The organism is Arthrobacter sp. CAN_A6 (assembly GCF_015751715.1).
Classification (GTDB): domain Bacteria; phylum Actinomycetota; class Actinomycetes; order Actinomycetales; family Micrococcaceae; genus Arthrobacter_D.
The window spans coordinates 77540-84621 of the sequence record NZ_JADOUV010000009.1 but is presented as its reverse complement, the minus strand read 5'-3'; the positions used below and the strand labels follow the sequence as shown (position 1 = coordinate 84621).

The following is a 7082-nucleotide window of genomic DNA, read 5'->3' as shown; positions in this document are numbered from 1 at the left end:
GAGTTCGAACGCAACCGCATCATCACCGTGGCATGAGAATCCAAGCAATTCGGACCACGCGAAACCCGGGACACGCCAATGTCTCCATCAAACCCAGAGCGGTTCAGACCACCCTTCTTGGATGTCTTGTTTCTCGCCGTTTCCATAGGTCTACTAGCGTTCGCGTTGTGGAACGCGGTCAGAATGCGGCGGAGCTCCCGGGCGGAGCTCCCGGGCGGAGTCAACGGATCCAAACACACGGTAAGTGATCCCCTATTGCTCGGGACGACACCCAAGATCGACCGCAGGTTAAGCATGGCTTTGATCAATCTGGGATACGACGGCGCCTTCTACGTTCTGTCACCATCATGCTGATGATTGCAGTGAAAACCACGACGGGGAATACCCATACCGTCAGGTAGCTGATGTCGGTGACGAACGCGTCAATGAGGGTCAGGGCCACAATGATGACCATTGCGGGCACCAGGAAAGCAGCCCGGAGCTTGACGTCGATTCCCTTAAGTTCAGCCATTGCTTGCTCTCCTCATGAAACGTCAAATCCTGACCAGCATGTTTCACCGTACGGGACTGAGCAGGGTCACATCAGCTGTCTGCAAGCCCATCGCTTTACGAACAGCAAGGAAGACACTTAGCGCTGCGAGAATGTCGCCATTTATCGTTGTGATCCACATTTTTGGTGGCAGGCAGCCCTGAAAATAGTGGAGCGGTGGAGGATCCGCTTGCGGGCACCCCGAGCTCGGCTGCAGCTAGACTTTTTTACCTCGATCGTCTTTCTCAGGAACTCGCTCTGGCATTGGGCCAGCTGTCGTGGCAACGGCGCGTTCGTAGTCCCCGCCGAACCCGATCCTCGTGATGTCTCGCAAACGGAACCGGTCTAGGAATGACTCCCAGCGTCCGTGCTTATCGATCGTGAAAAGCCACAGACGCTTTTTGCCCCCCTTAACTGGGATGCCGATGAGCAGTTGGTCAGGGTGTCTATTCTCTCTGTAGAGCGAAACGACACCTGCCGTCTTGACCGCTGCCCTGATGAGGCGTTCGGGATCCCTGAGATCAGCGGTCAGGACCGGGGTGTGTGGGGGCCAGGGGTTGTTGTCGCGGACAAAGTCGATGAATGTATCGGAGACATTGGCTTGTTTGATCTGACTGGTCTGAAAGGCTACGTAGCCGTCCCGCATCACCCCTTCGCGAAGTTCCGCCAGGAGCACCCATTCCTCGGACAGGTCAAGCACCACGCCAAATTCTGTTCGTAAGCCGCCGCTGTCGCGAAGTATGCAAAGAGGGAGGGCTTGTTCCTTGGAGCGGAGGAGGAGCTTGTTGATCTGCTTCCTGCCCTTGGCTTTTGTACCCATGTGTTGAATCTAGATCATCTTCGGTGCGCTTTGCTTCTAACCCGACGACTCGCTGCGAGTCGTGGGGGCACCTACGTTCAAAATGAGCACGCGGCCACCTGCCAAGCCCGCCGCATACGTGAGGCATCACTTCGCGGGACGCTGGGGTCCGTTAATGGCTATGGCTGAGACACTGCATTCATGGACGTATACATGGTGTGGCACATTCATCACGCAAAGTGGCTCGACGGTTCTCCAATCGAGCATTTCGGTGACGATGGTCAGATCCTGCTCGACGAACAGTCTGGCGACGACGCGAAGATGCTGGGTGTCTACGCATCCCAGAATGCGGCTGGGGCGCGCATTGATCGAGCGCGAACTCAGCCGGGGTTCGAGGATGAACCGAAGTGCTTTCTCATTGACGCTGCGACTCTCGGTGATGATTTGTGGACTGATGGGTACGTGTCTATCGCGGACTAGACCAGGATGGATGTCCATTTGTGGACTCCTGAGCGGGCGCTAACTCGACGGCTCGTGCTGACCTTCGCTGGGTAACTCCCTTCTAAAAGGGAGCGAACCCAACGAAGAGGGAGAGAAACAGGGCACAGAGGAGCCAAATGAACCCCACGCCCGCGAAAAGGAGGCTTCCCTGTGGTGAACAGTCTTTGAGCACCGCCGGAGGCTTCACGCACAGGTAAATGAGGATAAGGAAGGGCGCGAAGAGCAGCGCTGCAGCGGCAACCCTGAAAGTTTGGGCGTCGGCAGCGACCCCCAGCGCGAAACCCTGTTGGATCTTGATCCAGAACCAGGCTCCTAGGAGGCCGGCAAACAGGATCGTCGCTGTTACCGAAGCAGGCTTCGCGGTATTGGCTTTTCTCATGAAGCTTCCCTACGTTCTCCGCACACGGCGGGCTCACCTAGAACCTACTGCGAGATGACCCGTCGACGAGAATGCGTGCCGGGCCCGGTGGAGAATCTTTCAGCGGGCGGCCTACGTCTGTCCGCTACATGACCCACCTACGAGACTCGATCCGCAGGGAGGGCCACCGGGCGTGGACAAGCGAGAGCTTCAATCGATGGTCAGGACTCGGATTGCCCGTTCGAACAGCCCCGCCGCGATGCCTTGAAGCGCGGTTTGATGATCAGCGTTGCTGTGTTTCGGTGAGGGAACGAGACGAATTACATCGTCCGTGTTGACGCTTACTATTCCGCCCCAGCTCTCTCCGTCGGAATCGAGGACTGAAGCAGAACCGTTGGACCATCCCCACTTCTCGGACTTATGACGGCTGATATTTGCGCTCAAGATGAAGGTCTTCACTTCGCCGGTTGGCTGCTTGATCGGCGCGTGAACGATTTGTGTCAGGCTCACGACGTCGCGGCGCAGTTCGAACTGGGTATCGACGACCTTGTAGCTGCTCATCCGGTCATTCTGCACTACACAGGATCCGCTTGCGTGCGTCCACCGGCCATAAAGCGCTGCGGAAACCACGCCACTTACCGCTGCGATCCACAGGGTAGAGCCCAACACCACATGCCGCAAAAATACGGGTCAGCGCTACAAGGACACTGTCTGGGATGCTGAGAGCTGGCTTCGACGAGCAGGTGGTGCAGGGCGGGGGACACCCTCGTCGTTACTGAACTCGACTGGTTCCGGGGGAAACAACCCGAACACTTTAGGTCCCAGGGTGTCCCTGATTGGTGCATTCATTCTGAGGTGAGTAGGGTCGTTTATGCGCCGCGGGGTGGAGCAGTTCGGTAGCTCGCTGGGCTCATAACCCAGAGGTCACAGGTTCAAATCCTGTCCCCGCAACCAAAAAGCACCTACTTACGATTCTGTTAGTAGGGGCGGTTTCAAGGAGCCACGTCGGCTTCACGACGAATCACGACCAGCGCTGCGCCGCCCTCCGCTAGCCGTACTAGGTCCTCCTCGAGAAATCACCGATAATCGCCCATATGTTGCCCGGGTCTGCGCAGTTTATAAATGAACACGGTTGCTTTAGCTTTCATATATCAACGGGATCATCGGTTTAGACACGTCGAAACCGTGCTCCGAGATACAGGGCGGCTTGGTCCCTGATCTGTGAGAGAGCATGCATGAAGCCTTCTGAGCATCCGCTTGAGCCGGCGACCCTATCAATGTTGAGTTCCGCGATGCTCCGCCCGATGACAACGTCGGGTAGGGCTGCAGCAAATCGTTGCTGGTAGCCGAGTGAGGTGTCATTCTCTGCCGGAGTGGTGATGTCTACTGCGGTAATGGTGTTGTCGTCGATGGTGAGGGTGACGTCGTGGTGTGAGGGGGCCGATCCGTACCAGCCGGTCGCGGTGTATTGGCCGTCGCGGTATTGGGCGAGAGATGCGGTCGGTGCTGGTGTTGAGGATGCCTGCCTTTCTGCTGTCGTTCCTTGGGTTGGTGCCCTCTCGCTGATGGGTATTTCTGGTGTGCAGGCGGTGACGATCAGGGCCATGAGGAGGGTTCCAGCTCCGCGGATGGTAGTTGTCGATCGCATGCGTTTCCCTACTTATCCATGGATGGTCGTCGAGCTGCCCGGTGCAGGTGCAGGTGCAGGTGCAGGTGCTGGGTGGACGGCGGATGGTAGTTATCCCAGCACCCGCATCGGCGTGTTACGGAGTGGGTGAATCTCAGGCGGTATCCGGTAGGACTGACGTCCTCCGGGCAGCAACGGCCCGGCGGGATTGCTAGCGTCGTCGGGCGGTTGCTGCCAGTTCCGTTGTTCCGTAGCTGTTGTCGGCAGGGTTGATGGTGAGGCCGGGTGGAACGATTTCGTCGATGCGGTCGAGGATGTCGGTGCTGAGGGTGACGTTGGCTGCGGGGAGTTGGGATTCGAGTTGTTCCATCGTGCGTGGGCCGATGATCGCCGAGGTGACGGCCGGGTGGCGGATAACAAAGGCGATGGCCAGCTCGATCAGTGTCAGACCCGCCTCGTCGGCCAGCGTGATCAGGTTCTCGACGACCTCCAGTTTGCGCTGGTTCGCCTCGAGCGTCAGGTTGAAGCGGTCAGCCAAGGCAGCCCGCTTGCGGGCGCTGGAGGTGGGGGATGAGTCTTCTCCCTTCCGCCAGCGTCCGGAGAGCCAGCCACCGGAGAGTGGGCTGTAGGTCAGGCTGCCCATGCCGTGCCGCTGGATCGTGGGGAGCACGTCCTCCTCGATGCCGCGCACGAGGAGAGAGTAGGGGGGTTGTTCGGTGACGAAGCGCTGAAGGTGCCTCTTTCGCGCGGTCCACTGCGCCTCGACGATCTGACTTGCGGAGTAGGAGGAGGATCCGATGTAGCGGACCTTGCCCTGGTGGACGAGGTCGTTGAGCGCGCCGAGAGTCTCTTTGACGTCCGTGTCAGGGCTGGGGCGGTGTACCTGGTACAGGTCGAGGTGGTCGGTCTGCAGCCGGCACAGGGAATTCTCGACTTCCTGGATGATCCATCGCCGCGAGCCGCCGCGGTGGTTGACGTCCTCGCCCATGGGCATGAAGAACTTAGTGGCGAGAACGACGTCGTCGCGCCGACCTTTCAAGGCCTTGCCGACGATACGCTCGGATTCACCCTCGGAGTAGACGTCTGCGGTGTCGACGAAGTTGATGCCTGCATCCAGTGCCCGGTGGATGATGCGGATCGAGTCGGCTTCGTCCTGGTTGCCCCAGGGCCCGAACATCATCGTGCCCAGGCAGAGAGGACTGACAGACACTCCGGTGCGTCCAAGCTTGCGGTATTCCACGATTCACTTCTCCTTTTGGTTAGCCTCTTGTGTTAAGACTTCGGTCAGGCTTCGGGGATGGGCATGCCGTGGGACTCGAGAGTCAGCGACACAGGCTCTGGTCCGCGGCGCACACCCTTGTCGAGGTCGTCCATTCGGGAAAGCTCATCCGGAGTGAGATTGATGTCGAAGACATCGAAGTTCTCGGCGATGCGTTGGGCTTTGACAGATTTGGGGATGACGGAACGGCCACGGGCAAGATGCCAGGCGAGCATGACCTGCGCGGGAGTCTTGCCATGTGCCTGCGCAATGGCGCCGATGGTCGGGTCATCGAGGGTGCTGCCTCCGTCACCCTCGTAGTAGAAGGTGATACCCCCGATGGGCGACCAGGCCTGGTTGAGGATCCCGTGGTCGGTGTCGAGGGCCAGAAGGTCCTTCTGCTGGAAATAGGGGTGGATCTCGATCTGGTTCGCGGTTGGGACGACGTTGGTGACGTTGATGAGGTGTTGGAGGTGCTCGGGCATGAAGTTACTGACGCCGATGGCACGCACTTTCCCGTCGGCATATAGCTTTTCGAGGGCGGCGTAGGCGGCAAGAGTTTTTCGGAAGTTGGTGGGCAGCGGTTGGTGCAGGATGACCAGGTCAAGGTATTCGACGCCGAGCTTGCCTGCGGACTTGTCGAACGCGTGCAGCGTTTCGTCGTACCCATAATCGCTGATCCAGACTTTCGTCTCGATGAACAGTTCTTCGCGGCTGAGTCCCGACGTGCTGATAGCTTGGCCGACCTCACGCTCGTTTCCATAGGCGGCTGCGGTGTCGATGTGTCGGTAACCCACCCGTAGGGCTTCGGTGACGGCGGCAGCTGTCTCTTCGGGCGCGGACTGGAAGACGCCGAAACCCAAGGAGGGAATTTCGACGCCATTGTTCAAAAGGAATGATGAAGTGCTCATATCGTTCGACGCTACGGGTGCGGCCCAGCATGAGACAGGCACTGTCAGGTCCTGTATCCGTAGGACCCCGATGAGCTTTCATGAAGAGAAGCGATGGTAATGGCGGTGACTCGAGTATGAGCAGCGGGTTCATCCAAGGGGGTAGTGCCAGTACCGGGTTCAGCAGGATCTTCATGCCAGTCGCTGCGTGCTTCACGCTGTAGTAGAAGGACGCCCGTGCCTGTGGCGTCGTGACCTCCAGGAGTTACTGTGCCCATCACGGACCGAGAAGACATCGTGCAGACCATCCACCATCTCCATAGCGAGATGTGTGAGGCCATGGTGGCTTGAGACCTCGAGCAGCTCGGGGAGGTGCTGGCGGAGGATTACTCCCTGACGCACATGACCGGATACGTCCAGCCCCGGAATGAGTGGCTCGATGACATCAGCACAGGGCAAATGCAGTACCACGACGTCGTCACAATCGACCTCAACGTCGACGCCTCGACCGGTCAGGACGGTGCTCCTGTCCTGACCGCACGCACGGCAACCGACGCGACCATCTAGGGTGGGCGCGGAACCTGGCGGCTACAGCTGCGCAGTTGGTTCGAGCAATCAGGCGACGACTGGGTGTTCTCCCGGACCGTAGCGTCCACCTGGTGAACACCGATACGCCCGACATACCCACGTCCCCTTCACAAAGGCTGGTCATGGTCAGACACGAGATCGTCACCATCGTCGCTGACTCGTCGCGTCACAGCGCCTGGAGCAGCTGCCGTACCCCCGATGCTCCTTCTTCAGGGACGTATCCTTTCTCCCGGATTACCCCGGCATGTTTCCTGGATGACGCCTCAGTATTGGAGCGGATATGAGCACTCACCAGACGTCCACCGCGTCATCGGGCAAATCAGCCCCGTGGACTTCGAACTGCAATACTCATCAGAGCAGGCCGAGGTTCAACTCGCCGCTTAACCCGTGTCCACGAACCGGGGTCAAGGCCAGACGTTGAATCGGTGTCAGTGCAGCATTAGCGTGAGACACGAGGACCTCCTGATCGATACCGGAACCTAGACAGCTCCACTTTCGATCGGAGGTCCTCCCCGCGTCCAGAACCTACAAC

Annotated in this window: 8 protein-coding genes, 1 tRNA gene and 1 pseudogene; 3 read left to right on the top strand and 7 right to left on the bottom strand. The window is 58.9% G+C overall.

What is annotated here, in order from left to right; translation table 11 throughout:
* Nucleotides 1-304: 304 nt before the first annotated feature.
* Complete coding sequence (locus IWX75_RS14715; RefSeq protein ID WP_196823004.1) at nt 305-511, bottom strand: hypothetical protein; 207 nt, start codon at nt 509-511, stop codon at nt 305-307.
* A gap of 235 nt (nt 512-746) precedes the next feature.
* Nucleotides 747-1349: a hypothetical protein gene (locus tag IWX75_RS14710; protein ID WP_196823003.1), complete on the bottom strand. Its 603-nt coding sequence runs from the start codon at nt 1347-1349 to the stop codon at nt 747-749.
* 180 nt (nt 1350-1529) lie between these two features.
* Between IWX75_RS14710 and IWX75_RS17765 the strand changes: the two genes are divergently transcribed.
* A complete protein-coding gene (locus IWX75_RS17765; protein WP_334684373.1) occupies nt 1530-1808 on the top strand; it encodes a hypothetical protein in 279 nt (92 codons plus the stop codon).
* A gap of 82 nt (nt 1809-1890) precedes the next feature.
* Here IWX75_RS17765 and IWX75_RS14700 read toward each other — a convergent pair whose 3' ends face one another.
* Together IWX75_RS14700 and IWX75_RS14695 are read right to left on the bottom strand one after the other, a co-directional pair.
* Nucleotides 1891-2208 carry a hypothetical protein gene (locus tag IWX75_RS14700; protein WP_196823001.1) on the bottom strand — a complete coding sequence of 106 codons (318 nt, stop codon included), beginning with the start codon at nt 2206-2208 and terminating at the stop codon, nt 1891-1893.
* A 189-nt stretch (nt 2209-2397) separates the two neighbouring features.
* Nucleotides 2398-2748 (bottom strand): hypothetical protein, encoded by a 351-nt coding sequence (locus IWX75_RS14695; RefSeq protein WP_196823000.1) that lies wholly within the window; start codon nt 2746-2748, stop codon nt 2398-2400.
* A 316-nt stretch (nt 2749-3064) separates the two neighbouring features.
* On the opposite strand from IWX75_RS14695, the gene IWX75_RS14690 reads away from it, so the two are divergent.
* Nucleotides 3065-3141 (top strand) — tRNA-Met (locus tag IWX75_RS14690).
* Nucleotides 3142-3355: 214 nt separating this feature from the next.
* Here IWX75_RS14690 and IWX75_RS14685 read toward each other — a convergent pair.
* The 3 genes from IWX75_RS14685 to IWX75_RS14675 form a co-directional block, all read right to left on the bottom strand.
* Complete coding sequence (locus IWX75_RS14685; RefSeq protein WP_196822999.1) at nt 3356-3835, bottom strand: hypothetical protein; 480 nt, start codon at nt 3833-3835, stop codon at nt 3356-3358.
* Nucleotides 3836-4025: 190 nt separating this feature from the next.
* Nucleotides 4026-5054 carry an aldo/keto reductase gene (locus tag IWX75_RS14680; RefSeq protein ID WP_196822998.1) on the bottom strand — a complete coding sequence of 343 codons (1029 nt, stop codon included), beginning with the start codon at nt 5052-5054 and terminating at the stop codon, nt 4026-4028.
* Nucleotides 5055-5098: 44 nt separating this feature from the next.
* Nucleotides 5099-5983 carry an aldo/keto reductase gene (locus tag IWX75_RS14675; RefSeq protein WP_196822997.1) on the bottom strand — a complete coding sequence of 295 codons (885 nt, stop codon included), beginning with the start codon at nt 5981-5983 and terminating at the stop codon, nt 5099-5101.
* 342 nt (nt 5984-6325) lie between these two features.
* On the opposite strand from IWX75_RS14675, the pseudogene IWX75_RS14670 reads away from it, so the two are divergent.
* Nucleotides 6326-6529: pseudogene (locus IWX75_RS14670) on the top strand (DUF4440 domain-containing protein); the annotation flags it as partial.
* Nucleotides 6530-7082: the final 553 nt, after the last annotated feature.

Bases quoted from the DNA above. Each gene is read 5' to 3' on its own strand.
- IWX75_RS17765 (WP_334684373.1), top strand. From the start codon at position 1,530: ATGGACGTATACATGGTGTGGCACATTCATCACGCAAAGTGGCTCGAC.
- IWX75_RS14710 (WP_196823003.1), bottom strand. From the start codon at position 1,349: ATGGGTACAAAAGCCAAGGGCAGGAAGCAGATCAACAAGCTCCTCCTC.
- IWX75_RS14700 (WP_196823001.1), bottom strand. From the start codon at position 2,208: ATGAGAAAAGCCAATACCGCGAAGCCTGCTTCGGTAACAGCGACGATC.
- IWX75_RS14675 (WP_196822997.1), bottom strand. From the start codon at position 5,983: ATGAGCACTTCATCATTCCTTTTGAACAATGGCGTCGAAATTCCCTCC.
- IWX75_RS14715 (WP_196823004.1), bottom strand. From the start codon at position 511: ATGGCTGAACTTAAGGGAATCGACGTCAAGCTCCGGGCTGCTTTCCTG.
- IWX75_RS14695 (WP_196823000.1), bottom strand. From the start codon at position 2,748: ATGAGCAGCTACAAGGTCGTCGATACCCAGTTCGAACTGCGCCGCGAC.
- IWX75_RS14685 (WP_196822999.1), bottom strand. From the start codon at position 3,835: ATGCGATCGACAACTACCATCCGCGGAGCTGGAACCCTCCTCATGGCC.